This is a genomic window from Burkholderia sp. B10 (assembly GCF_004368385.1).
In the GTDB taxonomy this organism is placed as follows: Bacteria; Pseudomonadota; Gammaproteobacteria; order Burkholderiales; family Burkholderiaceae; genus Burkholderia; species Burkholderia vietnamiensis.
Genome location: NZ_PQMX01000063.1, coordinates 1 through 26,364 on the forward strand (window position 1 = coordinate 1; position 26,364 = coordinate 26,364).

Consider the following 26,364-nt stretch of genomic DNA (forward strand, 5'->3'; position numbering starts at 1 on the left):
CGCCATACCGCCCGCACGCCCCCGCTGCGGCAAGTCGGCGCGCCGTGCCCCGCACGCGCGCCGCGCGTCACCGCGCGAGCTATCATATGGCTCGCCCGTCCGCGCCGCCGGACCGGCGAGCCACCGATTCCCTTCACCCGCTGCACGTTGCGACGCCATCATGAACACCACGCCGGACCTGCCCACGCCCCGCGCCCTGCGCGAACTCACGCCTCTCGAGGCCCGCATTCTCGGGGTGCTCGTGGAGAAGCAGCACACGGTGCCGGACACCTATCCGCTGTCGCTGAACGCGCTGACCGCCGGCTGCAACCAGAAAACCGCGCGCTCGCCGGTGATGAGCGTCAGCGAGGACGAGGTCACGGCCGCGCTCGACGGGCTCAAGCACCTGAGCCTCGTGATGGAGGGCAGCAGCAGCCGCGTGCCGCGTTTCGAGCACAACATGAACCGCGTGCTCGGGATCCCGAGCCAGGCGATCGCGCTGCTGACGATCCTGCTGCTGCGCGGTCCGCAGACGGCCGCCGAGCTGCGCCTGAACAGCGCGCGCCTGCACGGCTTCGCCGACATCTCGTCGGTCGAGGCATTCCTCGACGAGCTCGTGGCGCGCGCACAGCCGCTCGTCGTGCGGCTGCCGCGCGCGCCCGGTGCGCGCGAGAACCGCTGGATGCACCTGATGTGCGGCGACGTGAACCTCGCCGACTTCGCCGGTTCGGACGCGGGCGGCGGCGCGGATGCCGTTCCGCCGTCCGAGTTCGAGGCGCTGAAGGCCGAGCAGAAGCGGCTCGCCGATGAAGTGGCGCGCTTGAATGCGCTGGTTCAGCGCATGGCGACCGAGCTCGGCATCGACGTCGACGCGCCGGGCGACGCCGGCTGACCATCACGCGTCGGCCGCGCGCGCAGCCGCGTCAACCGCCGGCGTCGCGCATCGCGCACGCGTCGCCGAGGCTGGGCGGCAACGCATAGACGGCCGCGCGCGAATGCCATAATCGCGCTTGCCCATCATTTCGGATGTACCGCGGAGAATTTCCATGCATAACCTCGACAATCCCTCCCACGATCGCGAGGTAGGCAGCGCCGACGCGACGCAAGACACGACCCGCATCGACGACGTCCGCATCGGCGCCGTGCGCCCGCTGATCTCGCCCGCGCTGCTGCAGGACGAGCTGCCGGTGCCGGCCGGTACGCAGACGCTCGTCGAGGACACGCGGCGCGCGATCGGCGACATCCTGCACGGCCGCGACGACCGGCTGCTGGTCGTCGTCGGCCCGTGCTCGATCCACGACCACGACCAGGCGCTCGAGTACGCGCGCCGCCTGAAGGCCGCCGCCGACGCGCTGCAGGACGACCTGCTGATCACGATGCGCGTGTACTTCGAGAAGCCGCGCACGACGGTCGGCTGGAAGGGCTACATCAACGATCCGCGTCTGGACGGCAGCTTCCGCATCAACGAAGGGCTGCGCGCGGCACGACAGCTGCTGCTCGACATCAACGCGCTCGGCCTGCCGGCGTCGACCGAATTCCTCGACCTGCTGAGCCCGCAGTACATCGCGGACCTGATCGCGTGGGGCGCCATCGGCGCGCGCACCACCGAGAGCCAGAGCCATCGTCAGCTCGCATCGGGCCTGAGCTGCCCGATCGGCTTCAAGAACGGCACCGACGGCGGCGTGCAGGTCGCGGCCGACGCGATCGTCGCGGCGCGCGCGAGCCATGCGTTCATGGGAATGACGAAGATGGGCATGGCCGCGATCTTCGAGACGCGCGGCAACGACGACGCGCACGTGATCCTGCGCGGCGGCAAGAATGGTCCGAACTACGACGCCGAGCACGTCGAAGCGAGCTGCGCGGTGCTGCGCAAGAGCGGGTTGCGCGAGCAGGTGATGGTCGATTGCTCGCATGCGAACTCGAACAAGTCGCACGAGCGGCAGATCGACGTCGCGCAGGATCTCGCGCGCCAGCTGTCGCAGGGCGAGCAGCGCATCATCGGCGTGATGGTGGAGAGCCATCTCGAGGCCGGCCGTCAGGATCTGAAGCCGGGCGTGCCGCTGAAGTACGGCGTGTCGATCACCGATGCATGTCTGAGCTGGTCGCAGACGGAGCCGGTGCTCGACGTGCTCGCGCAAGCCGTGCGGCAGCGCCGCGGCGCGTCGCGCAACGCGTGACCTGTCCGTATCGGACCTCGCGGCGAAGTTCTGCCGCAGCCCGAGGACGTCCAGCGCGCACGAGGAATCGGCGTTTCGCAAGCCCGGCGTCCGCAGCGACGCCGAGCCGTTCGTGCCGCGGAAAGCGCATCGACGAAGGCAGCGTCGCGCAAATTCGACGCTGCAGCAGCGATTCCGCCACGCCGCCGCGCACGATCTTTTGATCTTCATCGAGCGCGATGCGCATCGGCGTCGCACGCTCAACGCACGATCGGGCGAATGCCGCTACCATGAACGCGTGTTGCACGCTGCGGGCCGGTCATGCCGGCTCGTCATGCACACCCGCGGCGGCGGCGAGTGTGGCCGTCACGCGTCCGACGAAGCGCGCGGTACTCACCGATCGGCCGTTATCCCGCGTCGCTTTGCTCCCGGAATCAACAACAACCGAACCGGAGTGCAATACGCATGAAGTTCTATAAAATCCTCATCGCAGCAACCGTCCTCGCGTCCAGCGTCAGCGCCCACGCGCAGATCGCCGGCTCGCAGCCGCTCAGCGTCACCGTCGAGCAATCGCAGGCGCTGCTCGAAGGCTGGAGCGTGAAGAAAAGCGTGCTCGGCAAGACCGTGTACAACGACGCGAACCAGAAGGTCGGCACGGTGCGCGACCTGATCGTCGCACCGGACGGCTCGGTGTCGGCGGCAATCGTGTCGGCCGGCGGCTTCCTCGGCGTTGCCGCGCATGACGTCGCGGTGCCGATCGCATCGCTCGACGTGCGCAACGGCAACATCTATCTGCCGGGCGCGACGAAGGCCGCGCTGAAGGCCACGCCGGCATTCCAGTACACGAAGGTGCCGTCGCCGCCGAAGCCGCGCAAGGTCGACGAGAAGCACTAACCCTCCGCGCCCGGTACGCAACGTGCCGGGCCGGGCCGAGCGCGCGCGATGTCGCCGCGCGCGTCGGCCCAGCGCGCATCCGCTGGCGTCTACGTAATTCTACGTAGCGCTGCATACGTAGTTGTGCGCTTGTACGCCTTCCCCTTGCACGGAATACTACCGACCACCGCCGCACAACAGTGCGCGGCGACGCATCGACGTCACGCGGGTTCGGTCACACCTCTCGCCGAATCCACTTAAAACCACATAGGAGACGAGGAACCGCCATGAATCGGGCTTCCAGTACCTTGCTATGGACCGCGGTCGCGCTGCTCGGCGCCTTCGCGTTCGGCACGATCGCACTTGCGCACGGCGAACGCGTCAGCGCGCTGTGGATCGTGATCGCAGCAGTCTGTGTCTATCTGATCGCATATCGCTTCTACAGCCGTTTCATCGCCAGCAAGGTGATGCAGCTCGACGGGCTGCGGATGACGCCGGCCGTCAAATACAACGACGGCCTCGACTACGTACCGACCAACAAATACGTGCTGTTCGGCCATCACTTCGCCGCGATCGCCGGCGCCGGGCCGCTCGTCGGGCCGGTGCTCGCCGCGCAGATGGGCTACACGCCGGGGATGCTGTGGATCCTGGGCGGCGTCGTGTTCGCAGGCGCCGTGCAGGACTTCATCGTGCTGTTCATCTCGACGCGTCGCGACGGCCGTTCGCTCGGCGACCTCGTCAAGATGGAGCTCGGCACGGTGCCCGGCGTGATCGCGCTGTTCGGCGCGTTCCTGATCATGGTGATCATCCTCGCGGTGCTCGCGCTGATCGTCGTGAAGGCGCTGACGAATTCGCCGTGGGGCACGTTCACCGTCGCCGCGACGATTCCGATCGCGCTGTTCATGGGCATCTACACGCGCTACATCCGCCCGGGCCGCATCGGCGAAGTGTCGATCATCGGCTTCGTGCTGCTGATGGCGTCGATCGCGTTCGGCCAGGCCGTGCACGATTCGCCGACGCTCGCCGCATGGTTCACGTTCAGCGGCACGCAGCTCACCTGGATCCTGATCGGCTACGGCTTCATCGCGTCGGTGCTGCCGGTGTGGCTGCTGCTCGCGCCGCGTGACTACCTGTCGACGTTCCTGAAGATCGGCACGATCCTCGGCCTCGCGATCGGCATCCTAGTCGTCGCGCCGGAACTGAAGATGCCGGCGCTGACGAAGTTCGTCGACGGCACCGGCCCCGTCTGGTCGGGCAATCTGTTCCCGTTCCTGTTCATCACGATCGCGTGCGGCGCGGTGTCGGGCTTCCACGCGCTGATCTCGTCGGGCACGACGCCGAAGCTGATCGACAACGAAACCAACGCGCGCTTCATCGGCTATGGCGCGATGCTGATGGAATCGTTCGTCGCGATCATGGCGCTGGTCGCCGCATGCGTGATCGAGCCGGGCGTCTACTTCGCGATGAACGCGCCGGCGGCCGTGCTCGGCTCGACGCCGGAAGCGGTTGCCAACACCGTCACGCAATGGGGCTTCGTGCTGACGCCTGACATGCTCACGCAGACGGCGAAGGCCGTCGGCGAAACGACGATCATCGCCCGCGCGGGCGGCGCACCGACGCTGGCCGTCGGCATGGCGCACATCCTGCATCAGGTGATCGGCGGCGAAGCGATGATGGCGTTCTGGTATCACTTCGCGATCCTGTTCGAGGCGCTGTTCATCCTGACGGCCGTCGATGCAGGCACGCGCGCCGGCCGCTTCATGCTGCAGGATCTGCTCGGCACGTTCCACCCGGCGCTCAAGCGCACGGAATCGCTGCCGGCGAACCTGGTCGCCACCGCGCTGTGCGTGGCCGCGTGGGGCTACTTCCTGTATCAGGGCGTGGTCGATCCGCTCGGCGGCATCAACACGCTGTGGCCGCTGTTCGGCATCTCGAACCAGATGCTCGCCGCGATCGCGCTGGTGCTCGGCACCGTCGTGCTGTTCAAGATGAAGCGCGAGCGCTACGCATGGGTGACGATCGTGCCGACCGCATGGCTGCTGATCTGCACGCTCACGGCCGGCTGGCAGAAGATCTTCGACGCGAACCCGAAGGTCAGCTTCCTCGCGCATGCGGCCAAGCTGCAGGCGTCGGTGGACCAGGGCAAGGTGCTCGCGCCGGCGAAGTCGCTCGCGCAGATGAAGCGGATCATCTTCAACGACTACGTCGATGCTGCGCTGGCCGGGCTGTTCATCTTCGTCGTCGTGGCGATCGCGGTGTACGGGCTGCTCGCCGTGCTGCGCGCGCGCCGCGAGGCGAAGCCGAGCGTGCGCGAGACGCCGTACGAGCCGATGCCGGCCGCGCAGGCGCTCGGCAGCGGACGCTGACGGGAGGCCGCGATGTTCACCGATCTCGGCAGCGACCTGCGCAGCGCGGGCCGTTACCTCGGGCAGGCGTTGCGGCTGATGGTCGGGCTGCCCGACTACGACACCTACGTTGCGCACATGCGCGACACCCATCCGGACCGCGAGCCGATGACCTACGAGGAATTCTTCCGCGAGCGTCAGAACGCGCGATACGGGTCCGGGGCAGGGAAGTGTTGCTGAACCGGGCCGGCGCAGCCGGCCGGTAGCGGTCCGTGGACGGATCCGAAAGCGCCGCGAAGCGATTCGCGGCGCTTTTTCTTTGTGCGGACGGCGCGCGCGTACCGCGTCGTTTGACCGCGTTCGGCGCCGCGCGCGCGGCCGGCCGGTATCATAGGGCTCCGCCTTTTCCGATGAATCCGCGCAGGAGAATCCGTCGTGCATGCCGGTGAGCGTTTCAACAGTATTTCCCATCTCGTCGGCGCGGTGCTGTCGATCGCAGGGCTCGTCGCACTGGTGACGATGGGCGCGCTCGACCACGACCCGTACAAGATCGTGAGCTTCAGCGTGTACGGCGCGATGCTGATCCTGCTCTACGCGATTTCGACGCTGTACCACAGCGTACGCAAGCCGCGGCTCAAGGCGATCCTGCAGAAGTGCGATCACGCGGCCATCTACCTGCTGATCGCGGGCAGCTACACGCCGTTCACGCTCGTCACGCTGCGCGGCCCGTGGGGCTGGTCGCTATTCGGCGTGAGCTGGGGGCTCGCCGCCTTCGGCATCGCGCAGGAACTGACGCTGGGGCGGCGCACGCGCATCGTGTCGATGGTGCTGTACGTGCTGATGGGCTGGCTCGCGCTCGTCGCGATCCGTCCGCTCGTGCATGCGCTGCCGCCGGTGGGCACCGTGTGGCTCGTGGCCGGCGGCATCATCTACAGCGTGGGTATCTACTTCTTCATCAACGACGAGCGCATTCGTCACGGGCACGGCATCTGGCATCTGTTCGTGCTGGCCGGCAGCCTGTGCCAGTTCGTCAGCGTCGCGATGTATGTCGCGTGAGCGCGACCGGGACGGCGTGCGTCACGCGCGCCCGTCCGCCGGCGCCGCGCTGCGCAGCGCGTTGAACCCGGCCCAGCCCCAGTAGACGCGATGATGCGCGATCAGCTCGTCGCGCAGGTCCATCACTTCGACGAGATCGACCTGATCGCCGTCCGGCGTGGCGCGCGGATATTCCCAGATCAGTTGGCGTCCGTTCGAAAAGAACTGGCCCGTGCGGTACCAGCGTCCAAGCCGGCTTCGCGGATCGCGCAGGCCGGCCGCGAAGAATGCGGCGATCGCCGTCTTGCCGTGGAGCACGCCTGACCCGTGCTCGGGCAGCGTGACGACGATCAGCGGCGTTTCGAGTATCGCGTCGGGCGCATACAGCGCCATCAGCGCGTCGAGGTCGCGCGCGACGACGGCGGCGTGCCAGTCGTGATGGATGCGCTGCGCGTGGGTATCGGTATCGGTCATCGCGGGCTGCTTCAGGTGTGGATAACGACGCGACTGTACCGATCCGCCGCCGCCGGATGTTTCACCGCGAGCCGAAACGTCGATGCGCCGCGCTCAGCCGGCCAGCGCTTCGAGGTTCAGCGAATGCGAGTGGCCGATCCACACCGCGCTGTCGCGATGGTCGCGCAGTTCGTCGTCGGTGTTCGGGTGTAGCAGGATGTCGAGCTTGCCGTGATTGAGCACGAGCCACGGCACGACCTCGTCGAAGCGCGCGGCACCGAACGCGATCTGGTACGACCACGCGGGATGCGGGCCGACGAGACGTTCATGAAAGCGGCCGAGCTCGACGCTCGCGCCGAACCGCTCGTCGATGACGGCGCGCAGCGCCCACGCGGCGTCGCGGTTCGCGGCGTCGAAGTAGACGTGGGCATGCCAGCTGACGATGGCGGCGGGGTCGATGATGGCCATGGTAGTGCTCGGGAAATGAATGCGCGCAGAGGTTGCGGGATGCGACCGGTGCGCAATTATCGCGCGACCTCGACGCGCGGGTATCGTCACCGCGCGCCGATTCGGCCCGGAAGATTGTCGCGCATCAGACGCGGCGCGTTCGCTCGCTGAGGCGTTGCGCGGGCGTGCCGGTGCATCCGGCATCGCGCCGCCGCATACCGCACCGGCCCACCGGCGGAGGCAATCTCCACCGCAATAGATCGTTTCGGAAACTGCAAGAGCGCTCTGCGCGCCGGTTCGCAGTTCCGCGAAGACGCGATCATGTCATTGAACGCATTAAGGAAATGAGGGCCGGGCGGCAGCGGTAAGCGGCGTGGCGCGCGCTTCGATTTCGCCGCCGAAAATGTCCATTGCGAAATCGGCTATTCAAGCGCACGGCCGTGCGCAATACGATTATCGGGCCGCATCGACACCGATGATCGATGCGTACGCAACCATCTGGAGGCCAATATGCGATCCCTCGTTTCCCTTGCTGCTCTGTCCGTCACGCTTGCCGCGGTGCCGGCCGCGAGCTTTGCTCAATCCGTCAACACCGCGTGGCAGCCGAACGTCGTGCCGCTGACGTGGTCTGCGGCGCGTGCCGAGACCGACGTGCAATTGCAGCAGATGGCGCGCGCTGGCTTTTCGGCAACGATGGCCGGCAACCAGAACTATCCGCAGGCGATGCAGCGCGCGCTCGAACGCGTGAAGAACCCGGTGCCCGACCGCTCGCGCGAAGAGAAGATGGCGATGGAAGCGCGCGCCGCCAGCGCCGCGCGCAGCGGCCATCCGGTGCAGGCGTTCTTCGTGAAGACCGCGTACTACCTGAAGGGCGAGAACACGTTCTGACGCGCGCGGTGCGCGGTGTGCGGCGAGCGCTCAGCACCCACCGCCATTCAGTGGCCCGCCGTGCGCCGCGGCGCACGGGCCGGCGCTGCCGCCAGCGTGATGTGCCGCAGCGGCGCGTCGCCGCCGCGAGCATGCAAAAAACGAGGGCGCCCCGGAGCAATCCGGGGCGCCCTCGTCGTGCGGGCGATGCGGGCCGGGCCCGCGTCGTTGCGAGCCGCTCGTCAGGCCGCCGTTGCCGGCTTCGCCGGCTTCTGCAGCTTACCCTTGCCGGCGCGCTGGATTTCCTCGAGCTTGATCTCGACGTGGCGCGAGAACACGTACTCGGCCGGGCGCTGCTTCGCGATCGAGATGTCCGGCGCGAACGGGCCGTCCGTCTTGATGCCCTTCTGGCTGACGCGCAGCGCCTTCAGCGGATGCGCGATCGTGTCCATCACGGCGGTCGCTTCGAAGCCGCAGTGGACCATGCAGTCCGCGCACTTCTCGTAGTTGCCGACGCCGTAGTTGTCCCAGTTGGTGTCTTCCATCAGTTCCTTGAAGGTCTTCACGTAACCTTCGCCGACCAGATAGCACGGCTTCTGCCAGCCGAACACGGTACGCGCGGGGTTGCCCCACGGCGTGCACTTGTACGTCTGGTTGCCGGCCAGGAAGTCGAGGAACAGCGACGACTGGCTGAACGACCAGCGCTTGCCGCCTTCGCCGCGCTTCAGGATTTCGCGGAACAGGTTCTTCGTCTTGTCGCGGTTCAGGAAGTGCTGCTGATCCGGCGCGCGCTCGTATGCGTAGCCCGGCGACACGGTGATGCCGTCGACGCCGATCGGCCCCAGCGTATCGAAGAACTTCGCGACGCGCTCGGGGATCGCGTCGTTGAACAGCGTGCAGTTGATGTTCACGCGGAAGCCGCGGCGCTTCGCTTCCTTGATCGCCGCGACCGCCTTCTCGTACACGCCGTCCTGCGACACGGAATGGTCGTGCATCTCCTTGTCGCCGTCGAGGTGGACCGACCAGACGAAGTACGGATTCGGCTGGTAGTCGTCCATCTTCTTTTCCATCAGGAGCGCGTTCGTGCACAGGTACACGAATTTCTTGCGCTTCATGATGCCCTTGACGATTTCCGGCATCTCCTTGTGGAGCAGCGGCTCGCCGCCGGCGATCGACACGATCGGCGCGCCGCATTCGTCGACGGCGTGCAGGCATTCCTCGACCGACAGACGCTGGTTCAGGATCGGGTCCGGATAGTCGATCTTGCCGCAGCCGTTACAGGCGAGGTTGCAGCGGAACAGCGGCTCGAGCATCAGCGCGAGCGGGTAGCGTTTGTTGCCGGACAGGTGTTGGCGCATGATGTATGCGCCGACGCGGACTTGCTGGAGCAGCGGAATAGACAAGAGTTGTCCTCCTTAAACTTCGCGGGCGACAGCTTGCATGAGCTTCGCCGGCAACTTGAACTCGACTTTTTCTTCACGGCCCGCCATCGTCGTGACATCGACGGGCCCCAGCGCGCGCAGCGCGCCGATCACATCCTCGACCATCTCTTCGGGCGCCGAGGCGCCGGCCGTCAGGCCGACCGTCTGCACGCCCGCGAACCATTCGGCCTTCACTTCCGAGCCGTCGGCGACCAGGTAGCTCGGCACGCCGCTTTCGGTGCCGATCTCGCGCAGCCGGTTCGAGTTCGAACTGTTCGTCGCCCCGACCACCAGCAGCACGTCGACCTGGGTGCTCAACTCGCGCACGGCGGCCTGGCGATTCTGCGTCGCGTAGCAGATGTCGCGCGTGTCCGGGCCGACGATGTCGGTGAACCGGCGCTGCAGCGCTTCGATGATGCCGCGCGTGTCGTCGACCGACAGAGTGGTCTGCGTCACGTACGCGACCGGCGTATCGACCGGCAGCGTCAGCGTATCGACTTCGGCCTCGCTCTGCACGAGCACCACTTCGGCCGGGATCTGGCCGATCGTGCCTTCGACTTCCGGATGGCCCGCATGGCCGATCAGGATCAGACGACGGCCCGCCGCGACGTACTGGCGGCCCTGCACGTGCACCTTCGTGACGAGCGGGCAGGTGGCGTCGAGCACGTCGAGGCCGCGCGTTTCCGCGTCGCGTTCGACGGTCTGGGCGACACCGTGCGCGCTGAAGATCGCCACAGCGCCGTGCGGCACCTCGTCGAGTTCCTCAACGAACCGTGCCCCTTTATTACGCAGATTTTCGACGACATGCCGGTTATGCACGATCTCGTGACGCACATAGACCGGCGCGCCGTGCTGTTGCAGCGCGCGATCGACGATCTCGATCGCACGGACAACCCCCGCGCAAAAGCCGCGGGGCTGGGCAAGGATGACTCGCATAAGTGAGCGAACTCCGACGACAGACGCCGGGGTTCGAGGAGCTGGCACAGCTCGCTCGCCCCGGCTTGATGTTATGAAGGCAGGAAACGAACCGGCCAGGCCAGGCCCCGGAACCCCGAATTAATCGCGCATTTTAACCCTATCGCGCCGTCCTTGCTCTGGTGCCGTGTCGGCCGTGTTGCATCGGCCGCGAAGCCGCGTCGGCACTCGCGCGCGCGGAACCCGGTAAACTGCGCGGTTTCGCGGGCGGCCTGTCGGGCAGCCCGCCGTCGCGCTCATTTCAAGGCCATTCGATGACCGTCGATTCTCTTGCATATTGCCCTGCCGCCGGTGCGGTCATGGGTCGTTCAAATCCCGCCCCGGCTGCGCCCGGTCGGGCCGGCATGGCGGCCCGCCGCCCGGGCCTGCCGCAGGAGGTCCGCCGATGATGCTTGCAATTGCCTTTCTGGTGTCCGCGCTGTCGCTGGTGATCTGGCTCGTGCTGCTGGTCGCGCGCGGCGGCTTCTGGCGCGCGCGGCCCGCGCGGGTGCTGCCGCCCGAGGCGCGCGGCGCGGCCGCGGCCGCCGGCTGGCCGGCCGTCGTCGCGGTGGTGCCGGCGCGCAACGAGGCCGACGTGATCGCGCAGGCGGCGACGTCGCTGCTCGAGCAGGATTACCCGGGCGAGTTCCATCTGATCATCGTCGACGACCACAGCGACGACGGCACCGCCGACGCCGCCCGCGCCGCCGCGCTGGCGATCAACCGCGCGGAGCGCTTGACGGTGTTGAGCGCCAAGCCGCTGCCGTCCGGCTGGTCGGGCAAGGTTTGGGCGCAGTCGCAGGGCATCGCCGCGGTGCGCACGCTGGGCCTGCCGGCCGACTATCTGCTGCTGACGGACGCCGACATCGGCCATCCGCGCGACGCGGTCGCGCAGCTCGTCACGCGTGCGCAGGCCGAGCAGCGCGATCTGGTGTCGCTGATGGTGCGGCTGCGTTGCGATTCGTTCTGGGAGAAGGCGCTGATCCCGGCGTTCGTGTTCTTCTTCGCGAAGCTCTATCCGTTCTCATGGATCAACGATCCGCGCAACCGGACGGCCGGCGCCGCGGGCGGCTGCATGCTGGTCAAGCGCAGCGCGCTGGAGGAGGCGGGCGGCATCGAATCGATCCGCGGCGCGCTGATCGACGACTGCAGCCTCGCCGCGCAGATCAAGCATCGCGGCAGCGGCCGGCATCCGATCCGGCTCGATCTGGCCGAGCGCAGCGTGTCGCTGCGCCCGTACGACAGCTGGCGCGACATCTGGAACATGATCGCGCGCACGGCGTTCACGCAGCTCCACTATTCGCCGCTGCTGCTCGCGGGCACGCTGCTCGGGATGACGATCATCTACCTCGTGCCGCCCGTGGTCGCGCTCGCGTACGGCGCGCGCGCATGGCCGGCATGGCTCGCGTGGGCGTCGATGTGCACCGCGTATGCGCCGATGCTGCGCTACTACCGGCGCTCGCCGCTGTGGGCGCCCGCGCTGCCGCTGGTCGCGCTGTTCTACGTCGGTGCGACGTTCGCATCAGCATGGCGTTACTGGCGCGGCAAGGGCGGGCAGTGGAAGGCGCGCGTGCAGGCGCCGGTGGAGCGCTGAACGGCGCTCGCGCACGCCGGCCGGTCGCCGGTTCGTCGCACAGCAAAAAGCCCGATCGGCGTGCAGCCGATCGGGCTTTGTCGTTTGGCGCGCCGTGATTCGGCGCGGCCGCGCCCGCTTACCGCTGGGTCAGCAGCATGTACATCTGGATCACGACGTCCGGCGAGAACGTGAACGGCACCCAGCCGTAGCCGGTGTGGCGCGTGACCAGCAGGCGGTCGCCGTTCGACTGCTTCTGCACGACCATCATCGGATTCTTGGTCGTCACGAAGCGCCAGCCGGCCGGGATGCCCGCCGGCGGTTCCGGCTGCATCGACGCACGCGCGTGCGCCAGCTCCTCGATCAGCTGGCCGACCTGCTCCGGGTGCAGCGTGATCGACTGGCCGTTGACGGTCAACGTCAGCTCGTTCTGCGACGGGCGCGCGACGTGCAGCGTCGCCTTGTCCGCAGGAGGGTTTGCTGCATCGGCGGCCGGCTCGGCGGCGGGCGCCGCGACGACGGCCGTGCCCGCATCGGCCTCGGCAGCCGGCGCTTCATCGGCGCGCGGCGCCGCGGCCGGCTCGCCGACCGCTTCGCCGGCATCGGGCTGCGCGGCCGGCTCGGTTGCCGCTGTCGTCGCTGCCGCCGTCGCGGCGTCCTTCACGACGGCTTCGACCAGCGCTTCGGCCTCGGCCACCGCCTTCGCGTGCCGCTCGGCGGCCGCTTCGGCCTGCGCGATCGCGTCGGCGTGGCGCTGCTTGACCGCTTCGGCTTCCGCAATCGCATCCGCGTGGCGTTGCGCGGCGGCTTCGGCTTGCGCGATGGCTTCGGTGTGACGCTGCGTGATCGCGTCGGCCTGCGCGGCTGCCTCGGTGTGGCGCCGGGCGGCGGCTTCGGCTTGCGCGATCGCCTCGGTATGACGTCGCGCGAGCGCCTCGGCCTCGGCGATCGCGGCCGCGTGACGCTGCGTCGCTGCTTCGGCTTCGGCGGTCGCGTCCGCATGGCGCTTCGCGGCGGCTTCGGCCTCCGCGGCGGCGAGCGCGTGGCGCTGGGCGGCCGCGTCGGCTTCGGTCGCGGCTGCGTGGTGACGTTGCGCGGCCGCCTCGGCTTCGGCGATCGCGGCGGCATGGCGTTGCGACGCGGCTTCGGCGTCCGCGTGGCGCTGGGCGAGCGCTTCGGTCAGCGCGGTGGCTTCGGCGTGCCGCTGGACCGCCGCGTCGGCTTGCGCGGCGGCTTCGGTGTGACGCACGGCGGCGGCTTCCGCCGCTTCGGTGGCGGCCGCGTGGCGCTGCTGTGCGGCCTGCGCATCGGCGGCGGCCGTCGTGTGGCGCTGCGCGGCGGCCTGGGCTTCCGCTTCCGCGGCGGCGTGACGTGCGGCCGCGGCCTGCGCCTCGGCCGCCGCGGCGCGCGCGAACGCTTCGGCGCTGCGTGCCGCCTGCTGCGCGGCGTGGTGATCGTGGAGGAGCCGATCGACGCCGGCGTTCAGCGAATCGATCTGATCGTTCAGGTTCATGCGTGTCTTCTCTGCGTAAGACCCGCGATTTTAACCGCTGCGCCGGTGCCGGTCCGCCGGTGGCGTGTAACAAAGTACGCAAAGCGGCGTGTTGCGCGCCGCTTTGTGCTACTTCAGATAGCCGGCCGAGCCGAACCAGTCGAGCGCGTCGCGCAGCCCTTCGCGGTACGGCCGCGCGCGGTAGCCCAGCTCGCGCTCGGCCTTCGCCGACGTGAAGTACATCTTGTTCTTCGACATCCGCAGCCCGTCGACGGTCACGAACGGCTCCTTCTTCGTGAACTTCGCGACGGCCTCCGCGCCGAGCGCGAGCGGGTACAGCGGCCAGCGCGGCAGCGCGATCGTCGGCGCCTTGCGGCCGGTCATCCCGGCGATGTCGGCGAGCATCTGCTGCAGCGGCAGGTTCTCGCCGCCGAGGATGTAGCGCTCGCCGATCCGGCCGCGCTCGAGCGCGAGGAAGTGGCCGTGCGCGACGTCGTCGACGTGCACCAGGTTCAGGCCCGTATCGACGAACGCCGGAATCTTGCCGAGCGCCGCTTCGACGATGATGCGGCCGGTCGGCGTGGGCTTCACGTCGCGCGGGCCGATCGGTGTCGACGGGTTCACGATCACGGCCGGCAACCCTTCGTCGGCGATCATCCGCTCGACCGCGCGCTCGGCCAGCACCTTGCTGCGCTTGTACACGCCGATCGCCTGCTCGGCGGTGAGCGGCCGGTTCTCGTCGGACGGATCGCCGGCGCTCGTGACCTTCAGCGTCGCGACGCTGCTGGTGTACACGATGCGCTCCACGCCGGCGGCGCGCGCCGCGCGCATCGTCGCGACGGCGCCTTCCAGGTTCGCGCGTTCGATCTCGTGCGGGTCGGGCGCCCACAGCCGGTAGTCGGCCGCCACGTGCAGCAGGTAGCGCACGCCGCTCAGCGCGGCGCGCATCGACGCCTCGTCGCGCATGTCGCCAGTGACGATTTCGGCGTCGAGGTTCGCGACGTTGGTGCGCGGGCTGGTCGGGCGCACCAGCACGCGCACCGCATAGCCCTTCTGCTGCGCGATGCGCGCGACGGCCGAGCCGACGAAACCGGACGCGCCGGTGACGAGAACGAGATCGCGGGAGGTATCAGTCATGCGTTTCCTTCGGGGCCGCGCGAGCGCGCGGCGGTTGTGCGTCGGCGAGATTGTACGTGGTCGGCGCGCGCGGCGACGCGACCGCCGCGCATGCACCGCGCACCCACCGCGCACCCCGGCCGCGTGCGTGTGGGAAGCGCCCGACGCGACTACAATGCCGGGCTTGAATGCACCAAGGGAGCGCGCCGCGATGAGCCGAAATGAACTGGACGAACGAATCGAGACCTACTACGTGCGGGTGCGCGGCGTCGTGCAGGGCGTCGGCTTCCGTCACGCGACGGTGCGCGAGGCGCATGCGCTGAAGCTGCGCGGCTGGGTCGCGAATCTCGAGGACGGCAGCGTCGAGGCGATGATCCAGGGCCCCGGCGCGCAGATCGACCGCATGCTCGCCTGGCTGCGCCACGGGCCGCCGGCCGCGCGCGTGACCGAGGTGACGTTCGAGGAGCGCCACGTCGAAAGGCGCTTCGAGCGCTTCCAGCAGCAGTAAGGCGAACCCGACATGACGGGGTATCCGGAAGCCGGGCGCGGCATTGCGCTGTCGGTGACGGCGTCGACGCTGTTTGCGCTGATGTCCGTCTACGCGAAACTGCTGGCGCCGCTCACCGGCCTCGACATCTTCGCGTGGCGGATCCTGTGGACCGCGCCCGGTGCGCTCGCGCTGATCGCGTTGCGCGGCCGCTGGCCCGCGCTCGTCGAGCTCGCGCGGCGCAGCGTGCGCGACTGGCGCCTGCTGATCGCGCTGCCGGTCAGCGCCGCGCTGCTCGGCGTGCAGCTGTGGCTGTTCCTGTGGGCACCGTTGCACGGCCGCATGCTCGAGGTGTCGCTCGGCTATTTCCTGTTGCCGCTGACGATGGTGCTGGTCGGCCGCTTCTACTATCACGAGCGGCTCGATCCGCTGCAATGGGCGGCCGTCGCATGCGCGGCGCTCGGCGTCGCGCACGAAGTGTGGGCGACGCGCGCATTCGCGTGGCCGACGCTCGTCGTGGCGCTCGGCTATCCGCCGTACTTCGTGCTGCGCCGGCGGATCAACGCCGATTCGCTCGCCGCGTTCGCGCTCGAGATCGCGCTGCTGTGCCCGGTCGCGCTCGCGATGGTGTCGGCGAGCGCGACGCCGGTCGGCCGCCATCCGCTGGTGTGGGCCGCGCTGCTGCCGGGGCTCGGCGTGCTCAGCACGCTCGCGCTGGCGAGCTACCTGAAGGCGAGCCGGATGCTGCCGATGGCGCTGTTCGGCATCCTCGGCTACGTCGAGCCCGTGCTGCTCGTCGCGGTGTCGCTGCTGCTGCTCGGCGAGACGCTGAACGCGTCGCAACTGGCGACGTACGCGCCGATCTGGGCCGCCGTCGCGCTGACCGCATGGCACAGCGCGATGCTGATGCGGCGTCTGCCGATGCGCGGCTGAGGTCGTCCGGCGCGCGCCCGCGTCGTGCGCCGCACCTGCTCCGACGCCCGTTGCCGTCCGCGAGCTGACAGCGCGCCGACATCGAGCTGGCGGCTCCGCCAGCTTCGCAGCGCCTGCGTCGCGGCTGTAATCGAACAGAAGATGCCGTTGCATTTTGTTACTTAGGGTATTCCCGCGACGGCCACTAGACTGGGTTCACCGTCTTCTCTTCGTATGCGGTTTTCCCATGAACGGTCATCTCCTTGCCTCGCCGGCCGGGCTGGCGCGCCGCGGGCATACGCGCGGCGCCGCCGATCGCACCAGCCGCCTCGTTCCCTCTGCCGGCGCACATCGCGCCCACGCGTCGCAGGTGTGCTCATGTCGGTGAGCGCGCTGCCCGTGGCTTCGGGGCTGCCGGCGCGCAGCGGCCGCCTGATCGAAGTCGACTTCTTCCGCGGCATCGTGCTGCTGATGATCGTCGTCGACCATATCGGCGCGAGCGTCCTGTCGCGCGTCACGCTCCACGCGTTCGCGCTCTGCGATGCGGCCGAAGTGTTCGTGTTCCTCGGCGGCTTCGCGACCGCGAGCGCGTACGGCGCGATTGCGGACCGGCACGGCCCGCGCGCCGCGCAGCGCCGCTTCGTGCGCCGCGCGATGCAGATCTACCGGGCGTTTCTCGCGACCTCGACGCTGATGCTGATCGTCTCGGCCGTGCTCGACCATTACGGGATCGACGCGCCGAACCTCGCGCTCGACGACGTCAGCGTGATGCTCGCGTCGCCGCTCACCGGCGCGGCCGAGCTGCTCACCTTCCAGCGCCAGCCGTATCTCGCGTCGGTGCTGCCGATGTACGTGCTGTTCGCGCTCGCGTCGCCGGTGCTGGTGCCGTTCGCGCGCCGCCATCCGTGGCTCACGGTCGCGTTCAGCGTCGCATCGTGGGGCGCGGCCGGCTGGCTCGGCCCCGAACTGCTGGATACCGATTCATTTCGCTGGAGCTTCAACCCGTTCGCGTGGCAGTTGATGTTCGTGGCCGGCGTGCTCGCGCGCTGCCAGCCGTTCTACCGGCGCGTCGCGCTCGGACGCTGGGGCGCCGCGGCGACCGGCGTCGCGTGCGCGATCGTGCTCGGCTGTGCGAGCTACAAGCTGTTCTCGGGGCTGCCCGCACCGGAAGGGCTGCTCAAGCGCGACCTCGCGTTGTCGCGCGTCGTCAGCTTCGCGGCGATCGCATGGCTGATGGCCGATTGCGTGCGGCGCGGCTGGATCGAGCGGCTCGCGCGCGCGGTGCGGCCGGTAGTGGCGGTCGGCCGGCGCGGGCTCGTCTGCTTCGTCGCGGGCGCCGCCATTTCGCTCGTCATCGATTCGCTGCTGCATCCGGTCGCGAACGGCGCGCAACTGCGCCATCTCGGCGTGGGCCTCGCGGCCGACGCGTGCGCGGTGGGGCTGATGATGGCCGTGGCCGGTTCGGGGGCGTGGTTCGCGCGCCGGCGCGGGGCCGTGGCGTAGAGTGCGCGATGGGGCGTGGCGCTGCGCTGCGGTGAATGCGGGAGCGCAATCGGCGCAGCGCACCGAATGCGGTCAGTGCGCGGAGCCGATGCGCGAGCGCGGCACGGCAGGCGTGTCGTCGGTTTCGGCTTCAGGTGCGTCGTCGTCGCGCGCTTCGGACTTCGGGTCGTCCTGCTGCGCCAGCACCGCATCTGCTTCGGCTGCGGCCCGGGCGGCGCGCAGCGCGGTGCAGCGTTGCGCGTGCCGGATGTCCGACAGTATCCGCAACAGCCGAGTCGTTTTGCCTTTCATGATCCTCTCCCGCCGGTGCGCATCGTGTGAGCCGACGCGCCGTTGCAACCAGTGTAGGACGTGCCGGCCGCGCCGGCGGGAGAATGTGGCGCGCATGCCGCACGCCGAGGGATAGTACTTACTGCGCCGACGCCATCGCCTGCGCCTGCGCGTCCTGTTCGTCGCGGCGTTCGTCCGCGCAGCGCTGATGCTGACGCGACAGCCGGTTCATCATCGGCAGCAGCAGCAGCGCGAGCAGCATGCCGATCGCGGCGAGCCAGCCGAGCTTCTCGAACAGCGACAGGTACAGCGGCAGCGATTCGGTCGCCGGCAGCTCGTGCGACGGCATCTGCGCGAAGTTCGCGACGACGCTGCCGAGATACTGCGACACGCCCGTCGCGACGAAATACGCGCCCATCATGAAGCCGCTCATGCGCGCCGGCACGTAGCGCGCGATCATCGCGAGGCCGAGGCCGCTCACCAGCAGTTCGCCGAGCGAGTAGAGGCCGTAGCCCCACACCATGAACCACGACGACACGCGGCCGTCCACCGCGTAGCGCCCGCTGATCGTGAACACCAGATAGCCGGCGGCCACCGCGCCGAAGCCGAGCGCGTACTTCGCCGCGACCGGCAGGTCGCCGCCGCGCTTCGACACCGCGTTGTAGATCCACACGAGCACCGGGCTCAGCAGCATGATCCAGATCGGGTTCAGCGCCTGGAACTGCGCGGCGCTCCACGTGAACAGCGTCGTGCCGAACAGCATGAAACGCGGATCGACGTTGCGCAGCGCGAACAGCGTCAGCGACGTCGACATCTGCACGTAGAAGATGAAGAACAGGATCACCTGGCCGATCAGCACGAGCGCGGCGATCAGCCCCGCGCGCTCGGAGCGCTCCGACTTCGCGATCATGTACGCGAAGATCGCGAGGATCGCGAACGCCGCCGCCCACACGCTCGCCACCGCGAGCTGCTTGTGCTGCAGCACGTACAGCGTGAGCAGCGCGAGCGCGACGCCGCCGGCCGCCACCGCGCCGAGGCGCTTCCAGCGGATCGGCGCGTCGTCGGGCTGCGAGCCGACGTGCGCGAGCGTGCGGTGCATCAGCATGAAGTTCAGGATCGCGAGCAGCATGCCGGCGCCGCAGACCGCGAATGCGGTGTGCCAGCCCCAGTGATCCTTGATCCACGGCGTCGCGAGCATCGACACGGTCGAACCGATGTTGACGGCCATGTAGTAGATCGTGAACGCGCTGTCGATGCGCGCGTCGTCGCCTTCGTAGATGCGGCGCACGAGGTTCGCCGCATTCGCCTTGAACAGCCCGTTGCCGACGACGATCACGCCGAGCGACGCGTACATGTAGGCGAGCGCGTCGTTCGGCATCGCGAGCATCAGGTAGCCGGCGCACAGCACGGCCGCGCCGATGATCATCGTGCGACGTGCGCCGAGCACCTTGTCGCCGATCCAGCCGCCGATCGACGGCGACGCGTAGACGAGCGCGGTGAACGCGCCCCAGGTGAGGTTCGCGTGGCTGTCGGTGAAGCCGAGCCGGTCGACCATGAAGAGGACCAGGAGCGCGGCCATCCCGTAGTAGCCGAAGCGCTCCCACATTTCGATGAGAAAGACCGTCGTGAACGATCGGGTCTGTGAAACAGGTGCGTGCATGATCAATCTCGTTTTGATACGGACGACGCGGATCGCGCGTCGCTGGGGTCGAACTGGCGCCGCCGCACGAGGCCGGGTAGGCCGTGCAGCGGCGATGAAGCAGCCGGGCGGGTCAGCCCGGGCCGGGGCCGGACGCCGCCCGGGCGGGCGGCGCGCGGCCTCGACCGGCGCACGCGTTGTAACGTTTGCCGGTCCGGTGCGTCGGGTCTGCGCCACTCAGGGAAACTCCCGATATGGCAGCAGCTTTCAGGAAGATTTGTCTCATTATTTACTTGTAAGACTTGCGCCCGTTCTCCGCAAATTCCCGGAGAGCCGCTCGCAGCTTGCCTGTGAAGCCGGCGAGTCTGGCAAGATAGCGCGTTGTTTTCGCGCGCTTCGGTCCCTGTTTAGTGCACCGGGCTCAACACCGAAGACGCGTGCGAACCCGAAGACTAAGCCAAATCGATCTAACTTAGTTACTTTCCATCAAACAATTTTTGACGACCACTTTTCGGCCTGCTATGGTTCCCCCCACTGAAAACCCGCGGTCAGTTGACGCACCCGCTGCGCTGGGCAGCAAGATTCGCGCGTTGCGCCAACGACTCAAGCGCACGCTCGACGACACCGCTACCGCCGCGGGGATTTCGAAGCCGTTCCTGTCTCAAGTCGAACGCGGGCTCGCGTCGCCGTCGCTGACGTCGCTGGCCGGTATCGCGCAGGCGCTCGGCGTGACGGTGCAGTACTTCGTGGATACGCCGAGCGAGGAGCGCTCGGTGTGCAGAGGCGAGCAGTTGCGCTTCTTCGGATTCGCCGATTCGGCGAACCTGTTCGCGAGGCTGACCAACGTGACCGAAGGGCGTCAGCTCGAGGCGATCCTCGTGCGGATGCCGCCGGGGCAGAAACGGTCGGAAGTGACGACGCATGCGGGAGAGGAATTCCTGTATGTGATTGAAGGGGAAGTGTCGCTGACGCTGGAAGGCAAGACCTTCGTCCTGCAGGCCGGCGACAGTTCGCACTACCAGTCGACGGTTCCGCACAGCTGGGTCAACACCGCGAAGGTGGAGTCGGTGGTGGTCTGGGTCGGTACGCCGCGGCTGTTCTAACGCACAGGTATTCCTTCGTTGCTTCGACGGGATGCCTGTCGAAAGAAACTTAAGGAATACTGAAATGCAAAACGGGAATCACGGGCCTCCTCGATCGCTGCACCCGTCAGCGTCTCACGCGTAAGCCGCGGCATCCGCCGCGCCACGCTCGCCGAACAACTTTCTCAAGACTGCCACGATGAAATCCTTGCATGCCATATCGGCCGTGCTGGCCGCGCTCGCCCTGACGGTGCCCGCCGCCCACGCCGTGACCGTTCCGTCGAACGTCGCGCTCGCTCCTCAACAGGACCTGACGCGCCAGGTGCCCGCCGAAGTCGAATCGCTCGACCCGGCGCACATCGAGTCGTGGACCGGCAACACGATCGGGCTCGACCTGTTCGAAGGGCTGGCCCGCATCGACGCTGCAGGCCAGGTCGTGCCGGGCGTCGCGCAATCGTGGGAGCGCAAGACGCCGCAGACCTGGCTGTTCAAGCTGCGTCACGACGCGAAGTGGAGCAACGGCCAGCCGGTGACGGCGGCGGATTTCGTCTATTCGTGGCAGCGGCTCGCCGATCCGAAGACGGGCTCGAAGTACACGATCCTGGTCGAATTCATCAAGAACGCGAAGGACATCATCGGCGGCAAGGCCGCGCCGGCGACGCTCGGCGTGCGCGCGGCCGATCCGTACACGCTCGAGGTGACGACCGACGTGCCGGTCGCGTTCTTCCCCGAGCTGACCGCGATGGCGCCGCTCGCGCCGGTGAACAAGGACACCGTCGCGAAGTTCGGCGACGCGTGGACGCGTCCGGGCAACCTGGTCAGCAACGGCGCGTACCAGCTCGTCGACTGGCAGCCGAACAACCGCATCGTGATCACCAAGGACGCGAAGTACTGGAACGCGCCGAAGGTCGTGATCAACAAGGTCACCTACCTGCCGATCGAAAGCGACGAGACCGCGATGCGCATGTATCAGGCCGGCCAGATCGACTACAGCTATTCGATTCCGTCGGGCATCTTCCAGCAGGTGAACAAGCAGTTCGGCGGCGAGCTGCGCCAGGGCCTGCAGCTGGCGACGTATTACTACTACCTGAACAACAGCGACGCGGTGCTGAAGGACAAGCGCGTGCGCCTCGCGCTGTCGATGGTGATCGATCGCGACCTGCTCACGTCGAAGCTCACGCAGGCCGGCGAGAAGCCGATGTACGGGCTGATGCCGAACGGCACGAAGGGCGTGCGCCCGTATACGCCGGACTGGGCGTCGTGGCCGATGGCCAAGCGCGTCGCGACCGCCCGGGACCTGCTGAAGCAGGCCGGCTACGCCGACGCGAAGCCGCTGTCGTTCACGCTCACCTACAACACCAACGACCTGCACAAGAAGGTGGCGCTGTTCGCCGCGTCGGAATGGCGCACGAAGCTCGGGATCAACACGAAGCTCGAGAACGTCGAGTTCAAGGTGCTGATGAAGCAACGGCATGACGGCAAGGTGCAGATCGCGCGCGACGGCTGGTTCGCCGACTACAACGACGCGATGACGTTCTTCGACCTGATCCGCTGCGGCAGCGCGCAGAACACCGTCGGCTACTGCAACAAGCAGGTGGACGCGCTGGTCGACGAAGGCAACCAGAAGCTCGACGACGCCACGCGCACCGCGCTGCTCACGCAGGCGCACGACCTGGCGCTGAGCGACACGCCGATGGTGCCGCTGTTCCAGTACTCGGCCGACCGGCTCGTGAAGTCGTACGTGGGCGGCTACTCACTGAAGAACGTGATCGACATGCGCGCTTCGCAGGACATGTACCTGATCAAGCACTGAGCGGAGCGATCATGCTGGCCTATGCACTGAGACGCACGTTGTGGGCGGTGCCGACGATTCTCGCCGTCATCACCGTCTGCTACCTGCTGTTGCACTTCACGCCCGGCGGCCCGTTCGATACGGAGAAGCAGCTGTCCGCGGCGACGCTCGCGAACCTGAATGCGAAGTACCACCTCGACGCGCCGCTGTGGAAGCAGTACCTGCTGTATCTCGGCTCGCTGCTGCACGGCGATCTCGGCCCGTCGTTCCGTTACGTCGACTGGTCGGTGAACGATCTCGTGAAGAAGGCGCTGCCCGTGAGTCTCGGCGTAGGCGGCGTGTCGATCCCGATCTCGATCGTGATCGGCGTGCTGCTCGGCACCGTCGCGGCCGTGCGCCGCGACAGCGTGATCGACCGCTTCGTGATGCTGCTCGGCAACTTCGGCAACGTCGTGCCGCCGTTCGTGCTCGGCCCGGTGCTGGTGTGGATCTTCGCGATCCTGCTGAAGACGTCGGCCGGCAACGGCTGGCTGCCGGCCGGCGGCTGGGGCGACGGCGGCTGGCAGTACCGGCTGCTGCCGATCGTGCTGCTGACCTTCATCAACGTGTCGCTGCTTGCCCGCGTGATGCGCGGCTCGATGATCGAGACGCTGTCGAGCAACTACATCCGCACCGCGCGCGCGAAGGGCCTGCCCGGCTCGACGATCGTGCTGCGCCATGCGCTCAAGCCCGCGCTGATGCCGGTCGTGTCGCTGTTCGGCACCGTGTGCATCACGTCGATCACGGCGGCCGTCGTCACCGAATCGGTGTTCTCGCTGCCGGGCCTCGGGCAACTCGTCGTGAACGGCGCGATCAACCGCGACTACACGCTGGTGCTCGGCCTCGTCGTGCTGACGACCGTCTTCGCCGTGCTGTTCAACCTGCTGGTCGACCTCGCGTACGCGTGGCTCGATCCGCGCATCCGTTATTGAGCGAGGCACTGCGATGACTCCGACCACTCCCGCCGTCGGCCTGCCCGTGCAGACCGACTCGCCGCCGCGTTCGCGCTCGCCGCTGGCGCTCGCGTTCGCGCGCTTCCTCCACAACCGCGCGGCGGTGTTCAGCCTGGTGCTGCTCGCGCTCGTCACGCTCGCCTGTTTCGTCGGCCCGTGGCTGCTCGCGGCCGATCCGGCCGCGAGCGACTGGAGCTCGATCAGCCTGCCGCCGACCTGGGCGAACCAGCACTGGTTCGGCACCGACGAGCTCGGCCGCGACCTGCTCGTGCGCACGCTGATCGGCGGCCGCGTGTCGATCGAGGTCGGCCTGCTCGGCACGCTGGTGTCCGGTCTGTTCGGCGTCGCGTGGGGCGCGACGGCCGGCTTCGCGGGCGGCCGGGTCGACTCCGCGATGATGCGCGTCGTCGACATGATGTATGCGATCCCGTACCTGCTGATCGCGATCCTGATGATGACGCTGTTCGGCCGTTCGTTCCTGCTCGTCGTGCTGACCATCAGCGCGTTCTCGTGGATCGACATGGCGCGCGTCGTGCGCGGCCAGACGCTGTCGCTGCGCAATCGCGAGTTCGTCGATGCGGCGCGCGCGATCGGCGTGTCGCCGACCTCGATCGTGCGGCGTCACATCGTGCCGAACCTGCTCGGCGTGGTGGTCGTGTACGCGACGGTGTCGGTGCCGAGCATCGTGCTGACCGAATCGGTGCTGTCGTTCCTCGGGCTCGGCGTCCAGGAGCCGATGACGAGCTGGGGCGTGCTGATCCAGGACGGCGCGCAGAAACTGGAATCGATGCCGTGGCTGCTGCTGGCTCCGGCCGTCATGCTGTGCGTGACGCTCTACTGCGTGAACTTCGTTGGCGACGGCCTGCGTGACGCGCTCGACCCGAAGGATCGCTGAGATGTCAGTGTTGCTTGAAGTGGAAAACCTCGGCGTGCGCTTCTCGCGCAAGGACGCCGCGCCGATCGACGCCGTGAACGGCGTGTCGTTCTCGCTGGAAGCCGGCAAGACGCTCGGCATCGTCGGCGAATCGGGCTCGGGCAAGAGCCAGACCGTGATGGCGCTGCTCGGGCTGCTGGCCGCCAACGGCACGACGACGGGCGCCGCGCGTTACCGCGGCGACGATCTGCTCGCGATGGACACGCGCGCGCTGAACGCGGTGCGCGGCGACCGCATCGCGATGATCTTCCAGGATCCGATGACGTCGCTGAACCCGTTCCTGACGATCGAGCGGCAGATGACCGAGACGCTGCAGCTGCATCGCAAGCTGTCGCGCAAGGACGCGACGCGACGCGCGATCGACGCGCTCGAAGCGGTGCGGATTCCGGACGCCGCGCGCCGCATCCGCATGTATCCGCACGAGTTCTCCGGCGGCATGCGTCAGCGCGTGATGATCGCGATGGCGCTGCTGTCCGAGCCGGAGATCCTGATCGCCGACGAGCCGACCACCGCGCTCGACGTGACCGTGCAGGCGCAGATCATCGACCTGCTGCGCGAGCTGAACCGCGAACGCGGCACGGCGATCGTGCTGATCACGCACGACATGGGCGTGGTCGCCGGCCTCGCGGACGACGTGATGGTGATGTATGCGGGCCGCACCGTCGAATACGCGCCGGCCGATGCGATCTTCGCGGCGCCGTCGCATCCGTACACGATCGGCCTCCTGAACGCGCTGCCGCGGCTGACCGACGCCGTCGACGCGCCGCTCGTCGCGATCCCCGGCAATCCGCCGATGCCCGGCACCGCGCCGGCCGGCTGCGCCTTCGCGCAACGCTGCACGTACGCGCAGGAGCGCTGTGCCGCCGCGCGCCCCGCGCTCGAAACCTACGGCGCGGCGGGTGCGTTGCGCGCGTGCCACCGGCCGCTGGCCGATCTGACGGGAGGTCTGCGATGAGCGCCGCTGAAAGCCGCCATGCCGGCGCAACGGAGACGACGAGCGACACGCTGCTGTCCGTCGACGATCTGAAGGTGCATTTCCGCGTGCCGCTGGGCGGCTATCCATGGTCGCCGAAGGGTACGCTGCGCGCGGTCGACGGCGTGTCGTTCGACGTGAAGCGCGGCGAGACGGTCGGGCTCGTCGGCGAGTCGGGCTGCGGGAAGTCGACGCTCGCGCGCGCGCTGGTCGGCCTCGTGCCGATGACGGCCGGCACCGTGCGCTGGCGCGGCCAGGCCGTCGCGCCCGATCACCTGCGCGGCACCGCGATGCGTCGCGAAGTGCAGATGATCTTCCAGGATCCGCTCGCGTCGCTCGATCCGCGCATGACGATCGAGCAGATCGTCGCGGAGCCGCTCGTCACGCACCACGCGGGCCTCGGGCGCGCGGAAGTGCGCCGGCGCGTGATCACGATGCTCGAGCGCGTCGGTCTGAACGCGCATCACCTGCTGCGCTATCCGCACGAATTCTCCGGCGGACAGTGCCAGCGCATCGGCATCGCGCGCGCGCTGATCGGCGAGCCGAAGCTCGTGATCTGCGACGAGCCCGTGTCGGCGCTCGACGTGTCGATCCAGGCGCAGATCGTGAACCTGCTGCGCGATCTGCAGCGCGATCTGTCGCTGTCGTATCTGTTCGTCGCGCACGACCTGGCGGTGGTGAAGGCCATCAGCCGGCGCGTGCTCGTGATGTATCTCGGCCGTGTGATGGAGTTCGGCACGCGGCACGACGTGTACGGCGTGCCGCAGCACCCGTACACGAAGGCGCTGCTGGACGCGGCGCCGACGCCGGAGCCGGCGCGCGAGCGCGCGCGCCGTCCGATGCTGCTGACGGGCGAGATGCCGTCGCCGCTGAATCCGCCGTCCGGCTGCGCGTTTCGCACGCGCTGTCCGGTCGCGATCGACGCATGCGCGCAGGACGTGCCGCAGCCGGAAGTCCGGCCCGGCTCGGCGGCGCGCGTCGCGTGCATCCGGGCGGGCGTCGCGGCGGCGTGATGTGACGCAGCAAACACAACGATGCAGGTCAACGGGGGTAAGGGCGGCGCGAACGA

Annotated in this window: 25 protein-coding genes; 17 read left to right on the forward strand and 8 right to left on the reverse strand. The window is 68.4% G+C overall.

Annotated features, from left to right (window positions below; genetic code table 11):
- Nucleotides 1-160: 160 nt before the first annotated feature.
- From C3Y15_RS24650 to C3Y15_RS24680, 6 genes are all read left to right on the forward strand, one after another.
- Nucleotides 161-871, forward strand: coding sequence for a YceH family protein (locus C3Y15_RS24650; RefSeq protein WP_059475319.1), 711 nt, complete (start codon nt 161-163; stop codon nt 869-871).
- Between the two features lie 154 nt (nt 872-1,025).
- Nucleotides 1,026-2,156, forward strand: coding sequence for a 3-deoxy-7-phosphoheptulonate synthase (locus C3Y15_RS24655; protein WP_011881071.1), 1,131 nt, complete (start codon nt 1,026-1,028; stop codon nt 2,154-2,156).
- 444 nt (nt 2,157-2,600) lie between these two features.
- Nucleotides 2,601-3,029, forward strand: a complete 429-nt coding sequence (locus C3Y15_RS24665; protein WP_069240561.1) for a PRC-barrel domain-containing protein — start codon at nt 2,601-2,603, stop codon at nt 3,027-3,029.
- 266 nt (nt 3,030-3,295) lie between these two features.
- The gene (locus tag C3Y15_RS24670) at nt 3,296-5,374 is read left to right on the forward strand and encodes a carbon starvation CstA family protein (RefSeq protein WP_011881068.1); all 2,079 of its coding nucleotides are present in this window, start codon (nt 3,296-3,298) and stop codon (nt 5,372-5,374) included.
- A gap of 12 nt (nt 5,375-5,386) precedes the next feature.
- Nucleotides 5,387-5,593 (forward strand): YbdD/YjiX family protein, encoded by a 207-nt coding sequence (locus C3Y15_RS24675; RefSeq protein ID WP_011881067.1) that lies wholly within the window; start codon nt 5,387-5,389, stop codon nt 5,591-5,593.
- A 195-nt stretch (nt 5,594-5,788) separates the two neighbouring features.
- Nucleotides 5,789-6,409 (forward strand): hemolysin III family protein, encoded by a 621-nt coding sequence (locus tag C3Y15_RS24680; RefSeq protein ID WP_011881066.1) that lies wholly within the window; start codon nt 5,789-5,791, stop codon nt 6,407-6,409.
- A 21-nt stretch (nt 6,410-6,430) separates the two neighbouring features.
- Here the strand turns inward: C3Y15_RS24680 and C3Y15_RS24685 are convergent, their stop codons facing one another.
- Both C3Y15_RS24685 and C3Y15_RS24690 read right to left on the reverse strand, forming a co-directional pair.
- Nucleotides 6,431-6,862, reverse strand: coding sequence for a nuclear transport factor 2 family protein (locus C3Y15_RS24685; RefSeq protein WP_011881065.1), 432 nt, complete (start codon nt 6,860-6,862; stop codon nt 6,431-6,433).
- 93 nt (nt 6,863-6,955) lie between these two features.
- Entirely contained in the window at nt 6,956-7,309 is a 354-nt protein-coding gene (locus C3Y15_RS24690) for a DOPA 4,5-dioxygenase family protein (protein ID WP_014724186.1), read from the reverse strand.
- A 489-nt stretch (nt 7,310-7,798) separates the two neighbouring features.
- Here C3Y15_RS24690 and C3Y15_RS24695 point away from each other — a divergent pair, with 489 nt between their 5' ends.
- Complete coding sequence (locus C3Y15_RS24695) at nt 7,799-8,176, forward strand: hypothetical protein (RefSeq protein WP_011881063.1); 378 nt, start codon at nt 7,799-7,801, stop codon at nt 8,174-8,176.
- Between the two features lie 221 nt (nt 8,177-8,397).
- On the opposite strand, the gene hpnH is transcribed toward C3Y15_RS24695, so the two are convergent.
- Nucleotides 8,398-9,558: an adenosyl-hopene transferase HpnH gene (hpnH, locus tag C3Y15_RS24700; RefSeq protein ID WP_011881062.1), complete on the reverse strand. Its 1,161-nt coding sequence runs from the start codon at nt 9,556-9,558 to the stop codon at nt 8,398-8,400.
- A 12-nt stretch (nt 9,559-9,570) separates the two neighbouring features.
- Entirely contained in the window at nt 9,571-10,512 is a 942-nt protein-coding gene (ispH, locus tag C3Y15_RS24705) for a 4-hydroxy-3-methylbut-2-enyl diphosphate reductase (RefSeq protein WP_011881061.1), read from the reverse strand.
- Between the two features lie 424 nt (nt 10,513-10,936).
- Between ispH and C3Y15_RS24715 the strand changes: the two genes are divergently transcribed.
- The gene (locus tag C3Y15_RS24715) at nt 10,937-12,124 is read left to right on the forward strand and encodes a glycosyltransferase (protein WP_011881060.1); all 1,188 of its coding nucleotides are present in this window, start codon (nt 10,937-10,939) and stop codon (nt 12,122-12,124) included.
- Nucleotides 12,125-12,242: 118 nt separating this feature from the next.
- On the opposite strand, the gene C3Y15_RS24720 is transcribed toward C3Y15_RS24715, so the two are convergent.
- Nucleotides 12,243-13,616 carry a hypothetical protein gene (locus tag C3Y15_RS24720; RefSeq protein ID WP_060081271.1) on the reverse strand — a complete coding sequence of 458 codons (1,374 nt, stop codon included), beginning with the start codon at nt 13,614-13,616 and terminating at the stop codon, nt 12,243-12,245.
- Nucleotides 13,617-13,724: 108 nt separating this feature from the next.
- Nucleotides 13,725-14,732, reverse strand: coding sequence for a hopanoid-associated sugar epimerase (gene hpnA, locus C3Y15_RS24725; RefSeq protein WP_011881058.1), 1,008 nt, complete (start codon nt 14,730-14,732; stop codon nt 13,725-13,727).
- A gap of 190 nt (nt 14,733-14,922) precedes the next feature.
- Between hpnA and C3Y15_RS24730 the strand changes: the two genes are divergently transcribed.
- The 3 genes from C3Y15_RS24730 to C3Y15_RS24740 all read left to right on the forward strand — a co-directional run bounded on the left by C3Y15_RS24730 (nt 14,923) and on the right by C3Y15_RS24740 (nt 17,613).
- Nucleotides 14,923-15,219: an acylphosphatase gene (locus C3Y15_RS24730; protein WP_011881057.1), complete on the forward strand. Its 297-nt coding sequence runs from the start codon at nt 14,923-14,925 to the stop codon at nt 15,217-15,219.
- Nucleotides 15,220-15,231: 12 nt separating this feature from the next.
- Nucleotides 15,232-16,131, forward strand: coding sequence for an EamA family transporter RarD (gene rarD / locus C3Y15_RS24735; RefSeq protein ID WP_011881056.1), 900 nt, complete (start codon nt 15,232-15,234; stop codon nt 16,129-16,131).
- 357 nt (nt 16,132-16,488) lie between these two features.
- Nucleotides 16,489-17,613 (forward strand): OpgC domain-containing protein, encoded by a 1,125-nt coding sequence (locus C3Y15_RS24740; RefSeq protein ID WP_011881055.1) that lies wholly within the window; start codon nt 16,489-16,491, stop codon nt 17,611-17,613.
- 72 nt (nt 17,614-17,685) lie between these two features.
- Here the strand turns inward: C3Y15_RS24740 and C3Y15_RS24745 are convergent, their stop codons facing one another.
- Nucleotides 17,686-17,904 carry a hypothetical protein gene (locus C3Y15_RS24745; protein ID WP_059475316.1) on the reverse strand — a complete coding sequence of 73 codons (219 nt, stop codon included), beginning with the start codon at nt 17,902-17,904 and terminating at the stop codon, nt 17,686-17,688.
- Between the two features lie 118 nt (nt 17,905-18,022).
- Nucleotides 18,023-19,543, reverse strand: coding sequence for a peptide MFS transporter (locus tag C3Y15_RS24750; protein WP_011881053.1), 1,521 nt, complete (start codon nt 19,541-19,543; stop codon nt 18,023-18,025).
- Nucleotides 19,544-20,043: 500 nt separating this feature from the next.
- On the opposite strand from C3Y15_RS24750, the gene C3Y15_RS24760 reads away from it, so the two are divergent.
- The 6 genes from C3Y15_RS24760 (at nt 20,044) to C3Y15_RS24785 (ending at nt 26,308) form a co-directional block, all read left to right on the forward strand.
- Entirely contained in the window at nt 20,044-20,625 is a 582-nt protein-coding gene (locus tag C3Y15_RS24760) for a cupin domain-containing protein (RefSeq protein ID WP_011881052.1), read from the forward strand.
- 178 nt (nt 20,626-20,803) lie between these two features.
- Entirely contained in the window at nt 20,804-22,417 is a 1,614-nt protein-coding gene (locus C3Y15_RS24765; protein ID WP_069246402.1) for a peptide ABC transporter substrate-binding protein, read from the forward strand.
- 11 nt (nt 22,418-22,428) lie between these two features.
- Nucleotides 22,429-23,367 carry an ABC transporter permease subunit gene (locus C3Y15_RS24770; RefSeq protein WP_011881050.1) on the forward strand — a complete coding sequence of 313 codons (939 nt, stop codon included), beginning with the start codon at nt 22,429-22,431 and terminating at the stop codon, nt 23,365-23,367.
- A 13-nt stretch (nt 23,368-23,380) separates the two neighbouring features.
- A complete protein-coding gene (locus tag C3Y15_RS24775; RefSeq protein ID WP_011881049.1) occupies nt 23,381-24,283 on the forward strand; it encodes an ABC transporter permease subunit in 903 nt (300 codons plus the stop codon).
- 1 nt (nt 24,284) lies between these two features.
- On the forward strand, nt 24,285-25,277 hold the full coding sequence (locus tag C3Y15_RS24780; protein WP_011881048.1) for an ABC transporter ATP-binding protein: 993 nt from the start codon (nt 24,285-24,287) through the stop codon (nt 25,275-25,277).
- On the forward strand, nt 25,274-26,308 hold the full coding sequence (locus C3Y15_RS24785; protein ID WP_011881047.1) for an oligopeptide/dipeptide ABC transporter ATP-binding protein: 1,035 nt from the start codon (nt 25,274-25,276) through the stop codon (nt 26,306-26,308). Before C3Y15_RS24780 ends, C3Y15_RS24785 begins: the two co-directional genes overlap by 4 nt.
- The last annotated feature ends 56 nt before the right edge of the window (nt 26,309-26,364 follow it).

Bases quoted from the DNA above. Each gene is read 5' to 3' on its own strand.
- C3Y15_RS24760 (WP_011881052.1), top strand. From the start codon at position 20,044: ATGGTTCCCCCCACTGAAAACCCGCGGTCAGTTGACGCACCCGCTGCG.
- C3Y15_RS24730 (WP_011881057.1), top strand. From the start codon at position 14,923: ATGAGCCGAAATGAACTGGACGAACGAATCGAGACCTACTACGTGCGG.
- C3Y15_RS24690 (WP_014724186.1), bottom strand. From the start codon at position 7,309: ATGGCCATCATCGACCCCGCCGCCATCGTCAGCTGGCATGCCCACGTC.
- C3Y15_RS24675 (WP_011881067.1), top strand. From the start codon at position 5,387: ATGTTCACCGATCTCGGCAGCGACCTGCGCAGCGCGGGCCGTTACCTC.
- C3Y15_RS24695 (WP_011881063.1), top strand. From the start codon at position 7,799: ATGCGATCCCTCGTTTCCCTTGCTGCTCTGTCCGTCACGCTTGCCGCG.
- C3Y15_RS24685 (WP_011881065.1), bottom strand. From the start codon at position 6,862: ATGACCGATACCGATACCCACGCGCAGCGCATCCATCACGACTGGCAC.
- C3Y15_RS24665 (WP_069240561.1), top strand. From the start codon at position 2,601: ATGAAGTTCTATAAAATCCTCATCGCAGCAACCGTCCTCGCGTCCAGC.
- C3Y15_RS24655 (WP_011881071.1), top strand. From the start codon at position 1,026: ATGCATAACCTCGACAATCCCTCCCACGATCGCGAGGTAGGCAGCGCC.
- C3Y15_RS24650 (WP_059475319.1), top strand. From the start codon at position 161: ATGAACACCACGCCGGACCTGCCCACGCCCCGCGCCCTGCGCGAACTC.
- C3Y15_RS24765 (WP_069246402.1), top strand. From the start codon at position 20,804: ATGAAATCCTTGCATGCCATATCGGCCGTGCTGGCCGCGCTCGCCCTG.
- C3Y15_RS24670 (WP_011881068.1), top strand. From the start codon at position 3,296: ATGAATCGGGCTTCCAGTACCTTGCTATGGACCGCGGTCGCGCTGCTC.
- C3Y15_RS24750 (WP_011881053.1), bottom strand. From the start codon at position 19,543: ATGCACGCACCTGTTTCACAGACCCGATCGTTCACGACGGTCTTTCTC.
- C3Y15_RS24780 (WP_011881048.1), top strand. From the start codon at position 24,285: ATGTCAGTGTTGCTTGAAGTGGAAAACCTCGGCGTGCGCTTCTCGCGC.
- C3Y15_RS24745 (WP_059475316.1), bottom strand. From the start codon at position 17,904: ATGAAAGGCAAAACGACTCGGCTGTTGCGGATACTGTCGGACATCCGG.
- hpnA (WP_011881058.1), bottom strand. From the start codon at position 14,732: ATGACTGATACCTCCCGCGATCTCGTTCTCGTCACCGGCGCGTCCGGT.
- C3Y15_RS24785 (WP_011881047.1), top strand. From the start codon at position 25,274: ATGAGCGCCGCTGAAAGCCGCCATGCCGGCGCAACGGAGACGACGAGC.
- ispH (WP_011881061.1), bottom strand. From the start codon at position 10,512: ATGCGAGTCATCCTTGCCCAGCCCCGCGGCTTTTGCGCGGGGGTTGTC.
- rarD (WP_011881056.1), top strand. From the start codon at position 15,232: ATGACGGGGTATCCGGAAGCCGGGCGCGGCATTGCGCTGTCGGTGACG.
- C3Y15_RS24770 (WP_011881050.1), top strand. From the start codon at position 22,429: ATGCTGGCCTATGCACTGAGACGCACGTTGTGGGCGGTGCCGACGATT.
- C3Y15_RS24715 (WP_011881060.1), top strand. From the start codon at position 10,937: ATGATGCTTGCAATTGCCTTTCTGGTGTCCGCGCTGTCGCTGGTGATC.
- C3Y15_RS24775 (WP_011881049.1), top strand. From the start codon at position 23,381: ATGACTCCGACCACTCCCGCCGTCGGCCTGCCCGTGCAGACCGACTCG.
- C3Y15_RS24740 (WP_011881055.1), top strand. From the start codon at position 16,489: ATGTCGGTGAGCGCGCTGCCCGTGGCTTCGGGGCTGCCGGCGCGCAGC.
- C3Y15_RS24720 (WP_060081271.1), bottom strand. From the start codon at position 13,616: ATGAACCTGAACGATCAGATCGATTCGCTGAACGCCGGCGTCGATCGG.